Annotated in this window: 18 protein-coding genes; 13 read left to right on the top strand and 5 right to left on the bottom strand. The window is 70.6% G+C overall.

Features of this window, described 5'->3' with window-relative positions; genetic code table 11:
* Positions 1-60 precede the first annotated feature (60 nt).
* The 4 genes from ACIBO2_RS31000 (at position 61) to fmdA (ending at position 3,537) form a co-directional block, all read left to right on the top strand.
* The gene (locus tag ACIBO2_RS31000) at positions 61-750 is read left to right on the top strand and encodes a class I SAM-dependent methyltransferase (RefSeq protein ID WP_358542928.1); all 690 of its coding nucleotides are present in this window, start codon (positions 61-63) and stop codon (positions 748-750) included.
* A gap of 301 nt (positions 751-1,051) precedes the next feature.
* Positions 1,052-1,387 carry an FmdB family zinc ribbon protein gene (locus ACIBO2_RS30995; RefSeq protein ID WP_397301382.1) on the top strand — a complete coding sequence of 112 codons (336 nt, stop codon included), beginning with the start codon at positions 1,052-1,054 and terminating at the stop codon, positions 1,385-1,387.
* A 163-nt stretch (positions 1,388-1,550) separates the two neighbouring features.
* Complete coding sequence (locus ACIBO2_RS30990; protein WP_358542924.1) at positions 1,551-2,207, top strand: AmiS/UreI family transporter; 657 nt, start codon at positions 1,551-1,553, stop codon at positions 2,205-2,207.
* 82 nt (positions 2,208-2,289) lie between these two features.
* The gene (fmdA, locus tag ACIBO2_RS30985) at positions 2,290-3,537 is read left to right on the top strand and encodes a formamidase (protein ID WP_358542921.1); all 1,248 of its coding nucleotides are present in this window, start codon (positions 2,290-2,292) and stop codon (positions 3,535-3,537) included.
* Between the two features lie 523 nt (positions 3,538-4,060).
* Here fmdA and ACIBO2_RS30980 read toward each other — a convergent pair.
* Entirely contained in the window at positions 4,061-5,215 is a 1,155-nt protein-coding gene (locus ACIBO2_RS30980) for an RNA-guided endonuclease InsQ/TnpB family protein (protein ID WP_397301379.1), read from the bottom strand.
* Between the two features lie 137 nt (positions 5,216-5,352).
* Between ACIBO2_RS30980 and ACIBO2_RS30975 the strand changes: the two genes are divergently transcribed.
* From ACIBO2_RS30975 to aroQ, 6 genes are all read left to right on the top strand, one after another.
* Positions 5,353-5,781, top strand: coding sequence for a hypothetical protein (locus tag ACIBO2_RS30975; RefSeq protein WP_358542916.1), 429 nt, complete (start codon positions 5,353-5,355; stop codon positions 5,779-5,781).
* A gap of 115 nt (positions 5,782-5,896) precedes the next feature.
* Positions 5,897-6,697 carry a hypothetical protein gene (locus tag ACIBO2_RS30970; RefSeq protein ID WP_358542914.1) on the top strand — a complete coding sequence of 267 codons (801 nt, stop codon included), beginning with the start codon at positions 5,897-5,899 and terminating at the stop codon, positions 6,695-6,697.
* 31 nt (positions 6,698-6,728) lie between these two features.
* Positions 6,729-7,829 carry a hypothetical protein gene (locus ACIBO2_RS30965; protein ID WP_358542911.1) on the top strand — a complete coding sequence of 367 codons (1,101 nt, stop codon included), beginning with the start codon at positions 6,729-6,731 and terminating at the stop codon, positions 7,827-7,829.
* The gene (locus tag ACIBO2_RS30960) at positions 7,826-9,253 is read left to right on the top strand and encodes a hypothetical protein (RefSeq protein WP_358542909.1); all 1,428 of its coding nucleotides are present in this window, start codon (positions 7,826-7,828) and stop codon (positions 9,251-9,253) included. Before ACIBO2_RS30965 ends, ACIBO2_RS30960 begins: the two co-directional genes overlap by 4 nt.
* Positions 9,250-10,554: an AAA family ATPase gene (locus ACIBO2_RS30955; RefSeq protein ID WP_357953108.1), complete on the top strand. Its 1,305-nt coding sequence runs from the start codon at positions 9,250-9,252 to the stop codon at positions 10,552-10,554. Before ACIBO2_RS30960 ends, ACIBO2_RS30955 begins: the two co-directional genes overlap by 4 nt.
* Before the next feature lie 27 nt (positions 10,555-10,581).
* Positions 10,582-11,034 carry a type II 3-dehydroquinate dehydratase gene (gene aroQ / locus ACIBO2_RS30950; RefSeq protein ID WP_358542907.1) on the top strand — a complete coding sequence of 151 codons (453 nt, stop codon included), beginning with the start codon at positions 10,582-10,584 and terminating at the stop codon, positions 11,032-11,034.
* A 33-nt stretch (positions 11,035-11,067) separates the two neighbouring features.
* Here the strand turns inward: aroQ and ACIBO2_RS30945 are convergent, their stop codons facing one another.
* Positions 11,068-11,946, bottom strand: coding sequence for a ThuA domain-containing protein (locus ACIBO2_RS30945; protein WP_358542905.1), 879 nt, complete (start codon positions 11,944-11,946; stop codon positions 11,068-11,070).
* 172 nt (positions 11,947-12,118) lie between these two features.
* Here ACIBO2_RS30945 and ACIBO2_RS30940 point away from each other — a divergent pair, with 172 nt between their 5' ends.
* Entirely contained in the window at positions 12,119-14,254 is a 2,136-nt protein-coding gene (locus ACIBO2_RS30940) for a PQQ-binding-like beta-propeller repeat protein (RefSeq protein WP_397301372.1), read from the top strand.
* A gap of 9 nt (positions 14,255-14,263) precedes the next feature.
* On the opposite strand, the gene ACIBO2_RS30935 is transcribed toward ACIBO2_RS30940, so the two are convergent.
* The 3 genes from ACIBO2_RS30935 to ACIBO2_RS30925 are packed head-to-tail and all read right to left on the bottom strand — an operon-like array spanning position 14,264 to position 17,034.
* Positions 14,264-15,082: a citryl-CoA lyase gene (locus ACIBO2_RS30935; RefSeq protein WP_397301369.1), complete on the bottom strand. Its 819-nt coding sequence runs from the start codon at positions 15,080-15,082 to the stop codon at positions 14,264-14,266.
* Positions 15,075-16,229, bottom strand: a complete 1,155-nt coding sequence (locus ACIBO2_RS30930) for a CaiB/BaiF CoA transferase family protein (protein WP_397301367.1) — start codon at positions 16,227-16,229, stop codon at positions 15,075-15,077. The genes ACIBO2_RS30935 and ACIBO2_RS30930 overlap by 8 nt, the downstream gene beginning before the upstream one ends.
* Before the next feature lie 31 nt (positions 16,230-16,260).
* Entirely contained in the window at positions 16,261-17,034 is a 774-nt protein-coding gene (locus ACIBO2_RS30925) for an IclR family transcriptional regulator (RefSeq protein ID WP_358542897.1), read from the bottom strand.
* Between the two features lie 185 nt (positions 17,035-17,219).
* Here ACIBO2_RS30925 and ACIBO2_RS30920 point away from each other — a divergent pair, with 185 nt between their 5' ends.
* Positions 17,220-18,668, top strand: a complete 1,449-nt coding sequence (locus tag ACIBO2_RS30920; RefSeq protein WP_358542895.1) for an aldehyde dehydrogenase family protein — start codon at positions 17,220-17,222, stop codon at positions 18,666-18,668.
* Positions 18,665-20,398, top strand: coding sequence for a thiamine pyrophosphate-binding protein (locus tag ACIBO2_RS30915; protein ID WP_397301363.1), 1,734 nt, complete (start codon positions 18,665-18,667; stop codon positions 20,396-20,398). Before ACIBO2_RS30920 ends, ACIBO2_RS30915 begins: the two co-directional genes overlap by 4 nt.
* Positions 20,399-20,408 lie beyond the last annotated feature (10 nt).

The raw sequence follows: 20,408 nt of genomic DNA, 5'->3' as shown, positions 1-20,408 counted from the left end.
AGCTTCGTCCCCGCGAGAACGGGATCCCATGTGCGCTCGCCCGGAGTTAGATTCGAAGGCATGACGATCATCCCCCGCTCCGGCACCGGCCCCGGCTCGATCACTCCCGACGGCTCCCCCGTCGAGTACTACACCCTGCTGAAGCCCCGCGGCGAGGCGGAGCTGCTCGCGGGGGTGGTGTCGCCGGGCGGCTCCGTCCTGGAGCTGGGCGCGGGCGTCGGCCGGGTGACGCACGCCCTGCTGGAGCACGGCTTCGAGGTGGTGGCCGTGGACGAGTCGGCCGAGATGCTGGCCCACGTGCGAGGCGCGCGGACTGTACGAGCCCGGGTGGAGGATCTGCGGCTGGAGCGGCGCTTCGACGCGGTCATGCTGGGTTCGTACCTGGTGAACACCTCCGACGAGGACGGCCGGCGGGCGTTGCTGTCGGCCTGCGCCCGGCACGTGGCGCCCGGCGGAGCCGTGCTGATCGAGTGGACGCCGCCCGAGACGCACGACGCCCGGCGGCCCGGCCAGGGCAGGACGGACGGCGACATGACGGTCACGCTGGTAGCCCTGGAGGCGACCGGGCCGGACCAGTTCAACGCGACGATGCGCTACACGCACCGGGATCGGGTGTGGACCCAGTCGTTCACGTCCCGGCGGCTGACGGACGACGACCTGCGCGCGGCCCTGGCCGAGTGCGGGCTCCGCCTGGACCGCTTCCTCACCGAGGACCGCGGCTGGGCACTCGCCGTCCCCGGACTCCCGTAGCCGCGCGTTGACACCGGACGCGCCGCGACCTGCCCGCGGCCGTCGATGGCAGTGTCTTCGTTGTTGGTCAAAATCGTGCAATCCATCAATGTCCGGCAAATTCTCCCAGCCGATCAGGCAATTATGCGCGCGCCGACGTTAAAAGTCTGACCACGTTTATCTCCTCCACGGGAACCCTTCCGCTACTCTTACTCCCTTTTCCGCGCAGGGCTGGTTTTCCGGGAAATTGCCACCGCGTTCGACGACCTTGACATGGGGTTGGCGGCGGAGGTTATCTGAAATAGATCGCCGCAGGCCGGCGATGGCTCTGCGGTACCGAAGGCCGGAGAAGATCGAGTCGGATCTCTGCGGAGGAATGCCTATGGCGACGTATGAATATCGCTGCCCCGACTGCGGACGATTCGAGGTGCGTCTACCGATCGGGACCGCCGCGGCGGCCTGTGAATGCCCCGCGTGCCACCGCCCATCCCGTCGAGTCTTCTCCTCGCCCTACCTCGGCCGGGTGCCTTCAGTAGTCAGTGCCGCGCTCACCCGCGAGGAGCAGAGCCAGGAAGCACCCGAGGTGATCACGAGCGTGCCTGCCAAGCGGCGCGAACCGCCGCCGCACCCGGCGCTGCCACGCCTGCCTCGGCCTTGAGCAGCAGAAAGCCTTGAGCAACACAAACATCTTGATCAACACCAACAACGCGGCGCGTGCGTGTGAACCGTTCACACACGCGGCTCCGCCGGTCCGGAGGCGGTGACAGGCCGCCCGGCGTGAGTGATGCCGCCACACGACAACACCAGGAGGTGCGTCGCTCATGGGAGCCGTCGGACTTCTCTACGTCGGCGCGGTGCTCTTCATCAACGGGATGATGCTGCTGAAGAAGATCGATCCACGCGCGGCGGCCATCTTCAATCTCTTCGTCGGCGCCCTGCAGGTGATCACGCCCACCGTGCTGATCATCCTCAACCCCGGGAACCCGGCCCAGGTCCTCGGCGCGTCCGGGATCTACCTGTTCGGTTTCACCTACCTGTACGTCGGGATCAACCTGCTGGGCGGTTTCGACTCCACGGGAGTCGGCTACTTCTCGCTGTTCGTGGCCATCATGGCGCTCGGATACTCGTACGCGAACTTCCGGCTCCTGGGCGATCCGGCGTTCGGGGTCATCTGGCTCTACTGGGGTTTCCTGTGGTTCCTCTTCTTCGTGCTACTGGGTTTGAAACACGAGCAGATCACCAGGTACACGGGCTGGGTGACGGCGATCCAGGGGTGGGTCACGGCGGCGATCCCCGCGTTCATGATCCTGACGGGCTACTGGCGGAACACCAACCTCATCGCCTTCATCCTCGCCGTGTTCGGCGTGGTGGTCTTCATCGGGCTGTGGCCGTTGACCCGTGGACGTGAACCCACGGCGGCGGCACCGGCCGATGCGATGGGCGCCGGTGACCGGACGCATCGCCCCCGGTGGACCTGACGAGAAGACCCGCGACGCCTGTAAGGAGGTGGTCGATGCGTTTCATGCCTGACGGCATCCGTATTCAAGAAAGGCATTCATCATGCCGAAAGTCGTATTCAGCGTCGATCAATCGATGTCCATGCGCGACCAGAAAATCCCGGGACACAATCGATGGCACCCGGATGTTCCGGTAGTCGAGATGGTCCGCCCCGGAGATGAGTTCCGAATGGACTGCCGGGAATGGACCGACGCCCAGATAGGCAACAACGATTCCGCGAACGACGTGCGGGACGTCGACCTGACCGTCGCGCACGTGCTGAGCGGGCCCATCGGGGTGGAGGGAGCCGAGCCGGGCGATCTCCTGGTCGTCGACATCCTCGACCTCGGCGCGGTACCCCAGCAGATCGGGCAGGCACCAGGCCAGGGATGGGGTTACACCGGCGTGTTCGCCAAGGCGAACGGCGGCGGATTCCTGACCGACTACTTCCCCGACGCGTACAAGGCGATCTGGGACTTCCACGGCCAGGCGGCCACATCCCGTCACCTGCCAGGTGTCCGGTTCACCGGCATCACCCACCCAGGGCTGTTCGGCACCGCGCCGTCAGCCGAGTTGCTCGCCTCCTGGAACCGCAGGGAGCAGGCGCTCATCGACACCGATCCGCAACGGGTCCCGCCGCTCGGCCTGCCACCGCTGACCGACAACGCCATCACCGGTACGGCAAGCGGCGAGGCGGCGCGGCGGATCGCCGAGGAGGGCGCCCGTACCGTGCCGGCAAGGGAGAACGGCGGCAATCAAGACATCAAGAACTTCACCCGCGGAGCCCGGGTCTTCTACCCGGTCCACGTGAAGGATGCGAAACTTTCCGGAGGTGACCTGCACTTCAGCCAGGGCGACGGCGAGATTACCTTCTGCGGCGCGATCGAGATGGGCGGTTTCATCGACCTCCACGTCGACCTCATCAAGGGCGGCATGGAGAAGTACGGTGTCTCCACCAACCCGGTCTTCCTGCCGGGAAACGTCGAGCCGCGCTATTCCGAGTTCATGTCGTTCATCGGGGTCTCGGTGGACCACGACACCGGCACCAACTACTACCTCGACGCGACGGTGGCCTACCGCAGGGCATGTCTCAATGCCGTCGAATATCTCAAGAGGTGGGGCTACACCGGCGAACAGGCCTACCTGATCCTCGGCTCGGCTCCGATCGAAGGGCGAATCAGCGGGATCGTCGACATTCCCAACGCCTGCTGCTCGCTCTACCTGCCCACCGCGATCTTCGACTTCGACGTACGCCCGAATGCCGAAGGACCAGTCAGGAAGGAGCGCGGACAGTGCGCCGTGACGAGCTGACCGCCACCGCATGACGCGTGCGACGGGCCCTGGGAGTGATCTTCCTGGTCAAGCGGCGCCTGAGAACGAGAATGGCCACCGCGCATCGATCCATCGTGGGGGAGGAACACGGATCGCGCGGTGGCCACCGCGCGATCACGGCACTCTGCTGGCGCCCATCGTCGCGTAATATTTTTCCCTATTTATCGCCATAAGTCGTTTACTGCGGCAGAGTGCGATCCGATTGGCCAATGCCCCTTCCGTGCCGGGACTCCAGGCCATTTCGGCAATCCTCCGCTCAGGCTGTTCGACCGCCTCATCGCTCCGCCAACGGTCAACCCAGCGCACTCAGCCCGAACAGTGTGCAAATATATGGTTATCCTCAGGTGTTGCCGCACAAACCTCTGACATGTCCTCCGACATAGAGAAATTCCCAAACGGGGGTGTGCGCCTCCGAAGGATTGATCAATCAACTACCACCGTTTGAAGCTGGTGGTTTGCTCTCGCGGTCCCGTCTGGGTGAAGGGAGGCCGGTAGCGTGTGGCTAGTTGATGGCAGCCCAGCCCGCTGCGCCGCGTGCGGCGATGTTACGGGCTGCGATGTGGTCGGCGTGCCCAGCGAGGCCGCACCTTTCGCAGACGAACCGGCCCCGCGCCGGCCTGTTCGCCGTGCTGATGTGCCCGCACTCCGGACATGCCTGCGAGGTGTACGCAGGGTCGACCAGCACGAAGGCGACCCCGGCTCGCGCGGCCTTGTAGCGAGTGAAGTCGATCTGCTGGGCGAACGCCCAGCCGTGCAGGGTGCGCCGCTGGAACCGATGAGCCCTTACCCGCCCGCGGATACCCTGCAGATCCTCCAGGGCGACACCACGACCGCTGCGTTCGGCTTCACGCACCACATATTTGCTGATCTGGTGGTTGAGGTCGGCCATCATCCGATGCTCACGCCCCGACAGACGGCGCAGCACCCGCCGCGCCGCAGACGTCCCCTTCTTCTGCAACCGGCGGCGCTGGCGATGGCGCCGCTCCCGCAGCGTGCGGACATGGCCGTTACCGCCGACCGGCCCCGGCAAAGCCGGGCCGGGCAGCACCACGCCGTCGCAGGCGACCGCCAGGTTCGCCACCCCTTGATCCACCCCGACGAAGCCGCCGACCGGCTCACGCACTGCCGGTCGGGGCAGGGTGAGGGTGAGGTGCAGCAGCCACACGCCGCGCCGGCAGATCAGATCGGCCTCCCCCACCGGCAGCACGTCCACGGCTTTGAGGTCTTCCGGCCGACCCGCGTAGGGGACGGTGACGCGGCCAGTGGGGGTCCACAGCGACACCGTGCGGGCATCCCGATGGAAGCTCATCAGCCTGGCGTCGTAGGGGACAGCGCCCTGCGGCCGGATGATGTGAGCGCGTTTCTTGCTGGAACGCCGGTTGGCGTAGGCGCCGGCGACCCGGGCGATCGCCCGCACGGCCGCTTGCGCGCCCAGCCCGGCCACCTGCCCGCGCACCTCGTAATAGGCCAGCCGTTGCAACTCCACCACCGCGAAGCCGCGATGCTGCCACGCCAGCCGAGAGACGACGGTCGCCGCCTGATTGCACAACAGCACCGCTGCGGCCAGCGCCTCAGCCTGAGCCGGGGCGGGCATGAGCCGCAGTTGCACGATGGTGGGCAGGCCGTGGCGTTTGGTGGCGGAGCGGCGGATCGCCATCGCGCACCTCCTGTCACAGCGGCCCCACCCACCGCACACATTACCGAACGTGATCGACTCTTTCCATACTGTTTTCGAGAGGAGGGGTGGCGCTTTCTCCCGGCCCTGAAGGACCGGGTCTCCGCGCCACCATTCAGATGAACAACGACGCCGTATGGGTCCGCAGCGTGACCGGCATCCAACTGCACCACACCACAGACCTCCAGGACGCCGGCCGATTCCTGGGCAATGCGGTGATGGCGCTGCGGGCCGCGCACGTACGAACCGGCGATGACAGGTACTCCGACCTCGCCGCCGAACTCAAGGCCATGGTGGCGGAGACGCGAACCCTGGAGACCCAGGCCCGGGAACGCATGCACGGCCTGCACTCGGAGGACCCCGAACAGTTCGTCCGCTGCCGCGAAGGCGAAGAGCCGTGGCCCGACGAGATCCAGGCGGGGTTCGTTCCGCGCCACACCTGCAATGATCGGTGCCTGTATCACGACCAGGACGTTCTCGACGCGATCATGCAGTGCATCTGCGCACGTCCCCCGTGCCGTGCGTGCGCCATCGTCGGTACGGCGTGAGGTGAGCCCTGTTTGGCGGGGAACCAGGCCCGCGCCCTTTACAATGTAGATCACGCGAACGTCTCGATGTCCTGAAAATACTGGGAAATACTGGAACTCTTGCTACGCTCGCGCCATGAGTGACCGGCTGGACGATCTCGAGAGGCGGATCGACGAGCTCCGAGCCGGTGTGCGCAGAGCCATGCGGGTCAAGGACACGGCCACCGCCAGGACCCTGCGCGCCGAGCTGCGCGGCGCCGAACGCACCTGGGACGCCCTGGTGAGCACGGCCCCGGCGGATGATCAGAAAGACAGCGAACCCGAGCCCCCGGCGCCGCGGCTGGTGACCGTGCGCGAGCAGGTGCATCAGGGTCTCCTCCTGCTGGGCGCCTGTGCCCAGCCACGGCTGATCGTCGCCGTGGGCGCGGCGTTCTGCGGCGGCACGCTGAGGAGCAATCAGCTCACCAGCCTGCGCCGGGACGAGGAACGCTCGTTCAAGTCCTCCCCGTACGGCCGCCCGTACTACCTGTGCGCGGCCCTGACCGACCGCCTCTCCCCCGCCCGTGGCCTGCTGGCGGCCAGTACGTGGCCGCAGGCGCGCCGGATGGTCGGCCCGCTCAGCCCCCGCGTCGACTTCCTCACCTGCGCCATAGCGGTGGCCGAGCAGGTGACCGACGCCCTCATTGAGCCCGGAGGGGCGCGGCTGCTGACCAGGATGGCGCGCAACATCCCCGGCGCCGCCGACGGCGATCTGGGGCCGCCCGACCCCGATCGGGTCATCGAAGCGGCCAGGGCAGAGCTCGCGGTGCACGTCGAGCGCGACACGCAGGACCGCGCTGAGCTGGCCGAACGTGCGGCGACGCAGCTCGGTGACACAGCGCGGCTGTTCGGCGCCGCTACGCTGAGCACTGTCGCGAAGAAAAGGATCACTGGGTGAGAGCGCGCAACAGCGAGACGAGAGGCAGCCGATGAACCGGCTTGACGCGCTGCGAGGCACGACGCCACCGAAGCCGCACGACGCCCGCGCCATCGCCGCGCTCGCGGCGAACCCCGGCTGCTCACGCCGGGCGCTCATGGACGGCGCCGGGATCGACAAGGACGCCGCGGCCCGGCATCTGGGCTTCCCCGCGCCGTTCGGCCAGTCGCCGTTCGCAATCACCCGCGGGAACGTGTTCGAGGCGCTGGTGAAGGCCGACGGCTGCGCGGAGCTGCTGCGCATGCTGCGGGAGCAGCTCGGCCTGCCGATCGCCGAGGTGGCCTACCACGACGTGGAGAACGTCGGCGCGCACCTGCGCCACGCCCACACCCGGGCGCTGTTCGACCGGGCGGTGGCCGAAGGGCACGACGCGGGGACGGTCTACGACCATCCGCTGCTCGCCCTGGAGATCGCCGGGCACGCCGCCTACCTGGAGCCGGACGTGGTGGCCTTCCAGCTCGGCGGGCGCTTCCACATCGTGGAGATCAAGTCGTTCGCGGTGATCGACGGGCAGGCGGACCCGGCCGCGGTGGCCGCGGCGGCCCGGCAGGCGGCGGTGTACGTGCTGGCACTGCGCAGACTGCTCGACGAGCTGGGACACGACCCGCTGCGGGTCTCGCACGAGGTCGTGCTGGTCTGCCCGGAGAACTTCGCCAACCGGCCCGTCGCGACGCTGGTGGACGTGCGCAAGCAGCTGGCCGTGCTGGAACGCCAGCTCGACCGGATGACGGGGCTCGACCGGCTGCTCGACGTCCTGCCCGACGAGGTCACGTTCGACCTCCAGCCGGGTGAGGACGGGCTGCCGACCCGGTCCGCCGCCGAGCTGGCCGACGCGCTGCGCCGCTCCGACGCCCGCTACGCGCCCGACTGCCTGTCGACCTGCGACCTGTGCTTCTTCTGCCGCGACGAGGCCCGGCAGGAGGGTGCTTCCGACCTGCTCGGCCGTAACGTACGCGACGAGCTGGGCGGCGTGGCCTCCGTCGGCGAGGCGCTCGGGCTGGCCGACGGCACCCGCGACCCGGCGCCGGGCCAGGAGGAGATCGCCCGGCTCCTGCGCAACGCCGAACGCCTGCGCAGAGAGTGCCTGACGTGAGCCTGCTCACCTCGCTCGCCCGGCTGCGGGCCCTCGACGAGGGCATCGCGCAGCCCATCGCGACCGTCCGGCACTGCCATCTGTCGGCGCGGCCGATGGTGTTCATCCCGCTCAAGCTCTCCGGTGAGGCCGCCGCGCCGCTGGCCGCCATGCTCGGCACCGACCGGGCCGAGCCCCGCCTGCTGGTGGTCACCCAGCCGCGTAACCGTGATCTGCGCTTCGCCTGGGCCGCCGAGCTGGCCGGGCTGCTGTTGCCGTACATCCAGGGCTTTCTGCGCGAGACGGAGACGGTGGAGCGCAAGAACGCCGACCCGTACGAGCGGGCGCTCGACGCGCCGCAGTTGATCGTGCCGAACCAGGCGGGGGTGGCGTTCACCCGGCTGCTCGGCCGCTCCACCCGATTTCGCCGGGCCGACGGGCCCTACCCGGTGCCCACGGGGGTGCCGCTGCTGGGCAGGTGGCTGACCTGGTTCGCCGAGCGGGCCGGATATCCGGGGTCGTCGCTGACCATCGCCGCGACCGACGAGCTGGGCAGGCACTGGGCGAGCGGGCAGAGCGGCCTGGAGGACGCGAACCTGGCCGCGCTGCTCGCCTGGATCACCGACGGGCCCAGTGACGACGCGGAGGATCCGCTGATCTGGCCGCCCGCGGGACCGGTCACCGATCCGGGGTTCGACGCCGAGGTGCTGGCGCCGGCGATCGAGAAGGGCTCGGCCGAACGCGTCACCGAGGCCCTGCGTTCCCAGCTCGAACCCACCTGGCGGCTCATGTGGCAGGCGATCGATCTGCTCGCCGGCCTGCCCGAGGGCAACAGTGTGGCGCAGCGGTGGGAGCAGGACCGCGCCTCCTTCAGCGGCCTGGCCGCGCAGATCGAGGACGGCGCGCCGCCGCAGGCCCGGCATGACGGCGCGATCGCCGCCGCCGCGCGGCTGGCGCGCATGGAGCGCGCCCAGGCCGCCTACGAGGTGCAGCGCGCCTACGACGACCCGCTCGTCATGGCCGAATACCGGCTGACCGGCGAGGCGTTCGCGGGCGAGGTCGTGGAGACCGAGCCGGAGAACTTCGAGGGCGAGGGCCGCTCGCGCAAGCTGCGCCCGCTCGTGGTGGTCAAGACCGACGATCCCGTACGCCTGGCACCCGGCACCACGCTGGGCACCCCGCAGCGGCGCGGCCAGGGCGCCCAGCTGGTCGAGGCGAGCGACGGCCTGGTCACCCTGAAGATCACCAAGGGCATGGGCCGCGGCAAGACGCCCACTCCGGGCGCGGTGCCCGAGGTGGGAGAGCGGGTCTGCTACACCTCGCTCACCGACGACTTCCAGGGCGCGCCGAGCCTGCCCGACGCGGAGGCCACGCCGTGGACGCACGGCGGCCCGCCGCGCGAATACCGCCCCACCGACGAGGACGCCCGCGAGGAGTGGTCGTGACCGGCGAGGACGCCAGCCCGGAGCAGGCCATCAGTCCCGAGCAGGTCATCAGGAACGTGCTCGCCGACCTGCCGAGGAACCGCGGCGTGGTGGTCGACTCACCGCCGGGGGCGGGCAAGTCCACGCTGGTCGTCCGGGCCGCCGCCCACCTGGCCGAGACCGGCGAGCCGCTGATGATCGTCGCGCAGACCAACGAGCAGGTCGACGACCTGGTGACCCGGATCTCGGAGCGGCACCCGCGGCTGACGGTCGGCCGTCTGTCGGCGAGCGGCTACGTGCCGCCGCTGCGGCTGCTGGAGCTGACCGGTGTCACGGTCGGTACGCGGATCCAGGATCTCGGCGACCCCGACATCACGATCGCCACGTCGGACAAGTGGGCGTGGATCTCCGGCCGTACCTGGCCGTGGGCGATCGTGGACGAGGCATACCAGATGCGCTCGGACAAGCTGCTGCGCATCGCCGGGCTGTTCGAGCGGGCGCTGTTCGTGGGCGATCCCGGCCAGCTCGACCCGTTCTCGATCGTGGACGGCGATCGCTGGTCCGGCCTGTCGTGGGACCCGCTGCAGAGCGCGGTCTCGGTGCTGCTGCGCCACAATCCCGACCTGCCGGTGCACCGGCTGCCGGTGTCGTGGCGGCTGCCCGCCTCGGCCGCGCCGGTGGTGTCGAAGGCGTTCTACCCGTTCACCGGGTTCCGGTCGGGCACCGGGGCCGGTGAGCGGCGGCTGGAGCTGGCCACCGGCGGCATGGGAACCGTGCACGACCGGGCGCTGGAGGAGGCGGCCCGCTCCGGCTGGGCGCTGCTGGAGCTGCCCAACCGCCACACCGTGCGCACCGACGGCGAGGCCGTGCAGGCGGTGGCGCTGCTGGCCGAGCGGCTGCTGCAGCGCGGCGCGGTGGCGGGCTCCGAACAGGGCGAACGGCCGGTGACCGCCGACCGGATCGCGGTCGGCGCGGCCCACCGCGACCAGGTGGCGGCGATCAGGGCCGCGGGGCTGCCGCCGGAGATCACGGTCGACACCGCCAACCGGCTGCAGGGCCGCGAGTACGACGTGACGATCGTGCTGCACCCGCTGTCGGGCCGCCGCGACGCCACCGCGTTCCACCTGGAGTCGGGGCGGCTGTGCGTGCTGGCCTCGCGGCACCGGCACGCGTGCGTGGTGGTGGCCAGGGCGGGCATCGCCGAGCTGCTCGACGCCCATCCGTCGGCGGAGCCGGTACGGCTGGGCGTGCCGGTGAAGTTCCCCGACGGCTGGGAGGCCAACCAGTCGGTCCTGGAGCACCTGGCCCGCCACCGGGTGTAGCGGCGACGATCACGAAGTGAGGCATGTGTGACATCCGTGTACGTTCTCAACGGCCCCAACCTCAACCTGCTCGGCACCCGCAAGCCGGAGGTGTACGGCACGACGACGCTGGCCGACGTCGAGGAGATGTGCCGCGAGGAGGCCGCCGGGCTCGGCCTCGACCTCCGCTTCCGGCAGTCCAACCACGAGGGGCAGCTGATCGACTGGATCCACGAGGCCGGGGCGGAGGTCAAGGCCGGGCAGTGCGTGGGCGCGGTGTTCAATCCCGGCGCCTACACGCACACCTCGGTGGCCCTGCACGACGCCATCGAGGGCGTGGAGCTGCCGGTGGTGGAGCTGCACATCTCCAACGTGCACGCGCGCGAGCCGTTCCGGCACCACTCCTACATCTCGCCGGTCGCGCGGAGCATCGTGGTGGGGTTCGGCGTGCACGGCTACGTGCTGGCCATGCGCGGCCTGCACCACACCGCCCGGAAGTGATCAGCGACAAGAAGCGTTCGGCGACAGAAGTGATCAGCGGCAGAAGGGCGCCATGCCCATCGCCGACCGGAGGCCGCCGGTCAGGTGGCCGAGGAAGCGCTGGTCGCCGGTCCACGCCTGCACCTCGTGGCCGAGCGTGGTGACCCACGACCTGCCGCCGTCGTAGTACTGGCACCAGGAGACCGGGTGGTCCCTGCCGTGCCCGGGATGGCCGAGGTTGCCGCGGGTGCCCTTCAGCATGGTGCTCTCGTCGACCTGGGCCAGGACGCGGACGCGGGTGGGGGCCGGGACCAGGTTGTACCACTCGTCGCTGAACGTCCAGGCGGGCGGCAGCCCCGCGGTGGAGGCGTCGCGCCGGTCGACCGTACGCACGGTGGCGGGCTGGACGGGGCCGTGGTCGTAGAAGTTGGCCTCGCCGAGCAGCCCTTCGTACCAGGGCCAGTTGTACTCGGTGCCGAAGGCGTTGTGCACGCCGACGAAACCGCCGCCCGCCCTGACGTACTGGCGCAGCGCGGTCTGCGCCGCGTCGTCGAGCGCGTCCCTGGTCGTGCTCAGGAACATCACCGCGTTGTACTTCAGCAGGCTCTGCGCCGAGGCGAGCTGGGTGACGTCCTCGGTGTAGTCGACCGCGAAGCCGTTGTCCTGACCCAGCTTGAGCACGGCTTTCACGGCCACGTTGTCGTCGTTGAGCGGCGGGTTGAGCCCCGGCCCGAGCACGGTGCCCAGGTGGGCGTGGCGCGGGCCGGCCGTACGCGTGTAGACGAGCAGGCGGTAGCCCTTGGCCGGGTCGAAGTTGCCCCAGTCGTGGTAGCAGCGGGCGTCGGTGCCCCGGCACACGCCGCCGGCCTGCGCGGGATCGTTGGAGGCGGCTGAGGCGGGCAGGGCGACCGCCAGCAGAAGGGCGGCGGTCACGAGCGTAGAGGGTCTCACGGGCACCTCCGAAGTCCACCAGGTGGATCGATCGTTCCACAGCGTAGCCAGCGCACCGAAGCCCGGCAAGGTCTTGTCTTCACCGCTGCACCGGCCTATTGTGCGTCCGTTAAGCGGATCTATAGGTCCATCTAGTGGACCGCAAGAAGGCGTGGTGCCAGTGGAACGACGCAACTTCCTCCTCGGCGCGGCCGCGACACTGGCCGCCGTACCCGCTCGTCCGGACGCCGCCGTTCCTGAGCAGGACGTTCCGGCGCAGTCCGCCGCCTTGGGCGCGGTCGGCAAGGACTTCCCCAAGGTCTGCGGCAACCTCGGCAACCACAACCACTCGCCGCTCAAGAAGATCACCGCGCGCAACCTGGACCGCCTCGGCGGCGCCTGGCACCTGAACCTGGAAGGCGGCAGCATCGCCGCGCCCCAGCAGAGCACCTGCGTCGCGGAGAACGGCATCCTGTACGTCCAGACGACCCAGCAGAACGTCTTCGCCGTGGACGGCAGGACGGGGGCGCTGAAGTGGAAGACGAACCTCGGCACCAAGCAGACCAACATGCGCGGGGTCGCGCTCGGCGAGGGCCTGGTCTTCTCCACCTCCGGCGCCAACATCGTGTACGCCCTGGCCAAGGACACCGGCCAGGTGGTGTGGCAGCGGCAGCTCATCACCGAGGACGAGGGCGGCGGCGACACCGGCGGCTGCGACCCCCAGAACGGGCAGTGCGGCGGCCTGACCGGCACCCTGGCCGGCGCGGTCGTCTACTGGGACGGCCTGATCTACGTCGGCATGCAGGGCAGCACCGGCGGTGCCCGTGGCCGCGCCTACGCCCTGAAGGCGGCCACCGGCGAGGTGGCGTGGACGTTCTGGGCGTGCCCCGGCGAGGGCCAGTTCGGCAACGACACCTGGGAGGGCGAGTCCTGGAAGACCGGCGGCGCGGTGCCGTGGATCCACCCCGCGATCGACCCTGATCTCGGGCTGGTCTACTGGACGTTCGGCGGCTCCTACCCCCGGCTGGACGGTTCGGGCAGGGGCGGCGACAACCTGTTCGCCAACTCGATCGTGGCCATCGACGCCAAGACGGGCAAGCGCGAGTGGCACTTCCAGTCGGTGCACCACGACATCTGGGACCTGGACAACGTCATGGCGCCGGTGCTGGTGGACGTACGGGTCGGCCGCGGCGTGCGCAAGGTCGTCGTCTACGGCAGCAAGGCCGGGATGTTCTACTTCCTTGACCGGGCCACCGGTGAGCCGGTCCATGGAGTCACGGAGCGGCCCGTGCCCCAGGACTTACGCCAGAAGACCGCGCCGACGCAGCCGTTCCCCGGCGGCGCGCCGTTCATCACCCAGGCGCCGGAGTTCGGCAAGGCGACCAGGCCGGTGCCGTTCTACGCCTGGGGCGGCCTCTACACGCCGCACTGGGACCGGGCGACGATCATCTTCCCCGGCGCGGGCGGCGGCGCCGACTGGGCGCACCTGTCGTTCAACCCCCACACGGGCTGGATCTACGTCGGCTATGGGCTGATCAACTCCGGCTTCTCCAACAGCAGGGAGGGCCGGGTCAACACCTCGCGCCCGCTGGGCGAGTACTTCGCCGGGGGCATCGCGGCCGTCGATCCCCGTACCAACAAGCCGGTGTGGACCCTCGACAGGGAGTGGTCTCTCGCGCACGGCAACGGCATCCTCACCACGGCGGGGCGGGTCATGTTCCAGGGCGGCCCCGACGGGGTGCTGCACGCGATGGACGACACCGACGGGAAGATCCTGTGGAGCTTCCAGTGCGGCGCCGGGGTGCACACCAGCCCGATCAGCTACGAGATCGACGGCGAGCAGTACATCGCGGTCCTGGCGGGCGGAAACGGGCTGCCGTACCCGGACATCCCGCGTGGTGACCACCTGTGGGCGTTCAAGCTCGGCGGCAAAGTGGCACCCGCTCCGGCCCCGGCCCCGCCCAAGAAGCGCAACGACATCAGGGCCGCCGCCGTCGCCGCCGGCACGACGGTCACGCTGGGCCGCGTCTGGGACGCGGCGAACCAGCGCCCGGGCCCGGCCGAGAACACCGTCGCCCAGAACGCCATGTCGCCGCAGCACCTGCGGGTGCCCAAGGGGACGACCGTCACGTTCGTCAATCCGGCGGACAACGCCTTCGCGCACGCCGCCGTGTCGTTCTTCGAGTACGAGTTCGACAGTGGTGTGCTGATGCCGGGGCAGTCGTTCACGCACACGTTCGCCACGCCCGGCGAGTACTTCTACAACGACGCGATCTTCCCGCAGAACACCGGGAAGATCGTCGTCTACTGACCTGTTCGCCTACCGACCCGGAGTCTGCGGACCCGGAGTCTGCGGACCCGGAGTCTGCGGACCCGGAGTCTGCGGACCCGGAGTCTGCGGACTGAGATACGTCGGCCGGATCGAGGGGGGCAGGGGGCCCTTGTTGCGCCGCCCCTGCCCCGACTCCTCCCAGGCGTGCGCCAGGATGCCGACGCTGCGGCCGAGCACGAACAGCCCCCTGGCCAGCGGCGCGGGGAAGCCGAGCTCGGCGTAGACGACGGCGGTCGCGCCGTCGATGTTCATCGGGACCGGGCTGATCAGCGCCTCGACCTCCTTGGCCACCCGCAGGTGGCCGCCCGGCACGACCCCGTCCGCCACGGCCCGCTCCACCAGGCCGAGCAGCGGGTCACGGCGCGGGTCGCGGGAGTGGAAGCGGTGCCCGAATCCGGGCAGGTATTTGTCACGGGCCCGCCAGCGGGCGACCGTGGCCGCGGTGTCGCCGCAGGCCAGCGCCTCCTCCAGCAGCTCCACGCACTGCTCCCCCGCCCCGCCGTGGACGTCGCCCAGCAGGTTGACGCCGGTGGCGACGGCGTTGTTCAGCCCGACGCCGCAGGTGATCGCCATCCGCGCGACGGCGATGGACGGCGCGTGCGGGCCGTGGTCGACCGAGGAGACGAGCGCGGCCTCCAGCAGCGCCGCCCGCCGCGGGTCGGGCAGGTCGCCGCGGAGCATGAGCCAGACCATCTCCGCGAACCCCACCCGGCCGATCAGCTCCTGGACCGGCCTGCCGCGTAGCTCGATGACGTCCGGTTCGATCCTGGAGACTGCGGTGCCCCACCAGTCGGCCGCCTCACTCATGGGCGTACTCCTCGTTGTGCGCGCCGAGCCGCGGTGGGGAGGCCGGGGGGCGCAGCGGTTCGTCGTCCACGAGCACGCCGTTGCCGGTCACGGTCAGGCGGCGGTCGGTCCCGTCGGGGAAGCTCAGCTCGGTGAGGAAGCCGCGATGGCGCAGCTGGTCGAGTGCCAGCGCCTGCGGGACGGTGAGGATGCGGGCCGCGGGCACGCCATTGCCGGACAGCAGCTCCTCCCACTCCAGCGCTGTCCTGGCCCGCAGCGCGGCGTTGAGCTCGGCGTTCAGTGCCTTCCGGTGGGCCTTGCGCCCCTCGGGGAGGGCGAAGCGCGGGTCGGCCGGCAGCTCGGGGCGGCCGATCAGGCGGCAGAGCGTCTCGAACTGCGTCTGCTGGTTGGCCGCGATGTTGAGCGGCCCGTCGGCCGTCTCGAATGTGCCGGACGGCGCGGCGGTGGCGTTCTGGTCACCCATCGGCTCCGGCTCGACGCCGCTGACCAGGTAGTTGGACACAGTCCAGCCCATTGCCGAGATCGACGCCTCCAGCATGGACAGGTCGAGGAAGCTACCGCGGCCGGTGCGGTGCCGTCCGGCGAGCGCGGCGCAGATCGCCATGGCGGCCATCAGCCCGCCGATCGTGTCGCAGACCGGGAAGCCGACGCGCATCGGCACGGTGTCGGGGGTGCCGGTGACGCTCATCATGCCCGACAGGCCCTGGATGATCTGGTCGTAGGCGGGGGCCCCGCTCATCGGGCCGCTCTGGCCGAAGCCGGAGATCGCGCAGTAGATCAGCCGCGGGTTGAGCTCACGCAGCCGGTCGCGGTCGTAGCCGAGCCTGGCCAGCACCCCGGCCCGGAAGTTCTCCAGCAGGACGTCGGCGCCGGTGACCATCGCCTCGAAGGCCACCCGCCCCGCCGGGCTCTTCAGGTCGAGCTCCACCGACTTCTTGCCCGCGTTCTGGGCCAGGAAGGAGGCGCCGATCCGGTCCCGGTTGAGCTCGTCGTCAGGGCCGAGGCGCCTGGCCAGGTCGCCGCTGCCGGGCAGCTCGACCTTGACGACCTCGGCGCCGAACAGCATCAGCTGGTAGCTGCAATAGGGTCCGGCGAGCACGCTGGTCAGATCGACGACCTTGACCCCGTCCAGTGGCAACTGCTGCATTCACGCTCTCCCATCGCTGAGGCTCCCCATGTCAAGTCAGTGGGTGGTCGAACCCGCGCTCCGACATCCGCCCCGCCACCTCGCTCAGGTCCGCGACGAACTCCGCCACGCGCTCGTCCGTGAAGCGCACGGTCGGTCCGCTGAGGGTGAGCGCCGCCACGATCGCTTTCGTGGCGCCGGTGACGGGCACGGCGACGGCCGACAGGCCGGGTTCACGCTCGCCGTGGCTGACCGCGTGGCCGTCGCCGGCCGCCTGGTCGATCCACTGCCGCAGCGTCTCCAGGTGCGCCTCGCCGTACGGGGAGGAGCGGGCGATCCGCGACAGGAGGCGCGCCGGCGCGTCCCTGAGCAGGACCTTCGAGGAGGCGCCCGCCCACATGGGCAGCTCGTCGCCGACCCGCACCACGTGGCGCAGCGGCTGCGGGCTCTCCTGCTGGGCGATGCAGATCCGGTGAACGTCCCTGGCGACGTAGAGGTTGACGGTCTCCCGCTGCCGGGCCGCCAGGTCGCGCATGAGCTTGACGGTCTCCGGCGGCAGCTCCCACGCGCTACGGGCCAGGTGCGCCCACCGCCACAGGGCGGGCCCTGCGGTGTAGCCCTTGGGCGCGGCCCACAGCAGGCCCATGTGCTCAAGAGTCTGCAGCAGGCGCAGCGCCGTCGTCTTCGCCAGGCCGGTCTCGTCGACGACCTCGCGGATCGTCAGGATCCGCCGATCCTCGCCGAGCAGGGACAGGATGTCGAACGCTCGCTGAACGCTGCGCACGCCACCGGCCTCGCCGGATTCTGCCGGGAAGTTCGCGGGCACGGGTCCTCACTTGTCGGTCGAAGGTGAACTCCTGCTCACCCTCTCATGCGGTCCGTACGCTAACACTCGGTCCATTATACGGTCCAGACGTTCCACTACGCGGTTCCTCTTGCGCGGACTGGGATGTGCTCATACTTTGAGCAAGTCCACAGTGCGGTTCTGATGCACCACCTAGTGGAGTAGAGATGGATGCGATCTACCAAGCGGGCTGCCTGGTCGCCGGGACGTGGCTGACCGACGGCCCGGCTGCCGAGCGGACCGGCCCCTATCTGCGCCGGCCGGTCAGCCGGGCCCGTACGGCGACCCCCGACGACATCACGCGGGCCCTGGCCTACGCCGGGCCGGCCGCCGGGGCGGTGGCGCGGCTGGCCCCGGCGACCAGGGCCGCGATCCTGGAGCGCGCCGCGGCCGAGGTCACGGCCCGCGGCGAGGAGCTGGCCCGGCTGCTGGCCGTCGAGCTCGGCAAGCCGGTCAAGGACGGGCGCGGCGAGGTGCTGCGGGTGGCCGACACGCTGTCGGTCTCGGCGGCCGAGGCCAGGGCGCTGGGCGGGGAGGTGCTGCCGGTGGCCGGCTGGGCGCGCGGCGTGGGCAACACCGCGCTGACCTGCCGCGCCCCCGCCGGTCCCGTGCTGGCGATCACCCCGTTCAACGCCCCGGCGAACCTGCTGGCGCACAAGCTCGGGGCCTCCTTCGCCGCGGGCAACACCACGATCGTCAAACCGCCGCCGCAGGCGCCCGCGGTCTCGACGGAGCTGGTGCGGATCCTGCTCGACGCCGGGATGCCGGTCGAGGCCGTACAGGTGCTGCACGGCGGAGCCGACGTGGGCGCGCGGCTGTGCGCCGCGCCCGAGATCGCCGTGGTCAGCTTCACCGGCGGCGTGAGCGCCGGCGCCGCCGTCGCGCGCGCCGCCGGGCCCAAGCGGGTGCTGCTGGAGCTCGGCGGCAACGCCGCCACGATCGTGTGCGAGGACGCCGACGTGGCCGAGGCGGCGCGGGTCTGCGCGCGCACCGGCTACAGCAACTCGGGCCAGAGCTGCATCTCGGTGCAGCGGGTATACGTCCAGCGCGGCAGGTTCGAGGAGTTCGTGGCCGCGCTGACCGCCGAGGTGAAGTCCCTGGTCGTGGGCGACCCGCTGGACCCGGCGACCGACGTCGGCTCGATGGTGGACGAGGACGCCGCCGAGCGGGTGGTCCGCTGGGCCGGCGAGGCGGCCGGCCAGGGCGCCGCGATCACGACCGGCGGCGCCCGGTCGGGGGCGGTCATGGAGCCGACCGTGGTCGCCGCGCCGCCCGCCGATGCCCGGCTGGTGCGCGAGGAGGTGTTCGGCGCGCTCGTCGCCGTGCTGCCCTACAACGGCTTCGACGAGGTCATCGAGGCGTGCAACAGCAGCCGGTACGGCTTACAGGCCGGTCTGTTCACGCATGACGTGCGGCGGATCGTCCAAGCCTGGCGGGAGCTGGAGGTCGGCGGGCTGGTGGTCAACGGGTCGTCGAACTTCCGCCTCGACCACGTCCCCTTCGGCGGCGTCAAGGACTCCGGCATCGGCCGCGAGTCGCCGCGCTGGATGATCGAGGACTTCACCGTGACCAAGACCCTCCTGCTGCGGGGCCTGAGCATCTGGGGAGAACAGTGACCACCCGCCCTGAGACCGCCACCTCCGCGCACGCGCTTGTCAGGCAGTTGGAGGACCTCGGCGTCACGCACGTCTTCGGCACCTGCGGCCACACCAACATCGCCGTGCTGGACGCGCTCGCCGACAGCCGGATCCGGTTCGTCATCGCCCGGCACGAGCAGGCCGCCGCGCACGCCGCCGACGGCTACGCCCGCGTGTCGGGCAAACCCGGCGTGCTGCTCGTCCACGTCGGCCCCGGCCTGACCAACGCCACCACCGGCGTGCTGACCGCGGCGCTCGACTCGGTGCCGATGGTGGTGATCTCCGGCGACGTCCCCTCCTACTACCACGGGCGGCACCCGCACCAGGAGATCAACCTGCACGCCGACGCCGACCAGGCGGCCGTCTTCAGGCCGTTCGTCAAGCGGGCGTGGAACGTGCACCGCGCCCAGGACCTCGGCCGGGCCGTGGAGCGCGCCTTCTGGACGGCGACGACGGGCCGGCCGGGCGCGGTGCTGGTCAACGTGCCCATGGACGTCTTCTCCAGGCCCGCCGAACCGTACCCGGCCATCAGCGGCGCCGAGCCGCCCGGTCTGCCGGCGGACGTCGCCGAGCGGATCGCGGCCGCGCTCGCCGGGGCCGAGCGGCCGTTGATCTACGCGGGCGGCGGCCTGCGCGAGGCCGCCGACGCGCTGCTCCGCCTGGCCGAGCAGTTCGACATCCCCATCGCCCACTCGCTGATGGCCAAGGGGACCGCGCCCGACGCGCACCCCCTGGTCCTCGGCATGACCGGGTTCTGGGGGCTGGAGCTCACCAACGACTACGCCCGGGAGGCCGACGTGGTGCTGGCGCTGGGCACCCGCTTCGCCGAGACCGACTCGAGCTCCTGGGACCCGCGCTTCACCTGGACGCTCGGTGACAAGGGCAGGCTGCTCCAGATCGACCTCGACCCGGCCGAGATCGGCCGCAACTACCCGGCGGAGATCGGCGCGGTCGCCGATGCCGCTCTGGCGATCAGGGCCATCGCCGCGGCGGCCGTGGCACACCCGGGGGTAAGCCGTCCCGCGCTGCGGGAGCGGATCCGCGCGGCCAGGTCGGAGCTGTTCGGCGCGAGCAGGGAACGCGGGAGCAGCGACGACTTCCCCCTGCGGCCCGAGCGCATCCTGGCCGACCTGCGCGACTCGGTCCCGCCGGACACGATCCTGGTCACCGACGTCGGCTGGAACAAGAACGGCGTGGCGCAGTGCTACGAACTGCCGCCCGAGGGCCGGTTCATCACCCCCGGCGGCGCGTCCACCATGGGCTTCGGCCCCGCCGCCGTCGTCGGCGCACAGCTCGCCGAGCCGGACAGAACCGTCGTCGCGCTGATCGGCGACGGCGGCATGGGCGCCCAGCTCCCCGCCGTGCCACTGGCCGTCGAGCTGGGCGCACCGGTGATCTTCGTGGTGATGAACAACCGGTCGCACGGCACGATCTCCGACCTGCAGTCCGCCCACTTCGGCCGCAGCCACGGCTGCGACTTCACCGATCCCGCCGGACGGCCCTACAGCCCGGACTTCGCCGCCCTGGCGCGGGCCTGCGGCGCCGATGGGCACACGGTCGCCGCGCCCGGCGATCTCCGTACGGCACTGCGCAAGGCGGTGGCGGACCGGCGGCCCGCAGTGATCGACGTGCCCATGGTCAACGAGCCGGTCCCGGCCCCCGGCCACTGGAACATCAAGGACATCTACCAGGGCGTCTTCCCCGCCTGAAACCGTTGCG

The sequence above is a fragment of the Nonomuraea sp. NPDC050022 genome, from assembly GCF_044460705.1.
Lineage (GTDB): Bacteria > Actinomycetota > Actinomycetes > Streptosporangiales > Streptosporangiaceae > Nonomuraea.
This window is presented reverse-complemented; position numbering and strand designations above follow the sequence as displayed.

Excerpts from the sequence above, each read along its gene's own strand:
- ACIBO2_RS30935 (WP_397301369.1), bottom strand. The coding sequence starts at position 15,082 with ATGAGTGAGGCGGCCGACTGGTGGGGCACCGCAGTCTCCAGGATCGAA.
- ACIBO2_RS30930 (WP_397301367.1), bottom strand. The coding sequence starts at position 16,229 with ATGCAGCAGTTGCCACTGGACGGGGTCAAGGTCGTCGATCTGACCAGC.
- fmdA (WP_358542921.1), top strand. The coding sequence starts at position 2,290 with ATGCCGAAAGTCGTATTCAGCGTCGATCAATCGATGTCCATGCGCGAC.
- ACIBO2_RS30975 (WP_358542916.1), top strand. The coding sequence starts at position 5,353 with ATGAACAACGACGCCGTATGGGTCCGCAGCGTGACCGGCATCCAACTG.
- ACIBO2_RS30990 (WP_358542924.1), top strand. The coding sequence starts at position 1,551 with ATGGGAGCCGTCGGACTTCTCTACGTCGGCGCGGTGCTCTTCATCAAC.
- ACIBO2_RS30920 (WP_358542895.1), top strand. The coding sequence starts at position 17,220 with ATGGATGCGATCTACCAAGCGGGCTGCCTGGTCGCCGGGACGTGGCTG.
- ACIBO2_RS31000 (WP_358542928.1), top strand. The coding sequence starts at position 61 with ATGACGATCATCCCCCGCTCCGGCACCGGCCCCGGCTCGATCACTCCC.
- ACIBO2_RS30995 (WP_397301382.1), top strand. The coding sequence starts at position 1,052 with ATGGCTCTGCGGTACCGAAGGCCGGAGAAGATCGAGTCGGATCTCTGC.
- ACIBO2_RS30965 (WP_358542911.1), top strand. The coding sequence starts at position 6,729 with ATGAACCGGCTTGACGCGCTGCGAGGCACGACGCCACCGAAGCCGCAC.
- ACIBO2_RS30980 (WP_397301379.1), bottom strand. The coding sequence starts at position 5,215 with ATGGCGATCCGCCGCTCCGCCACCAAACGCCACGGCCTGCCCACCATC.
- ACIBO2_RS30970 (WP_358542914.1), top strand. The coding sequence starts at position 5,897 with ATGAGTGACCGGCTGGACGATCTCGAGAGGCGGATCGACGAGCTCCGA.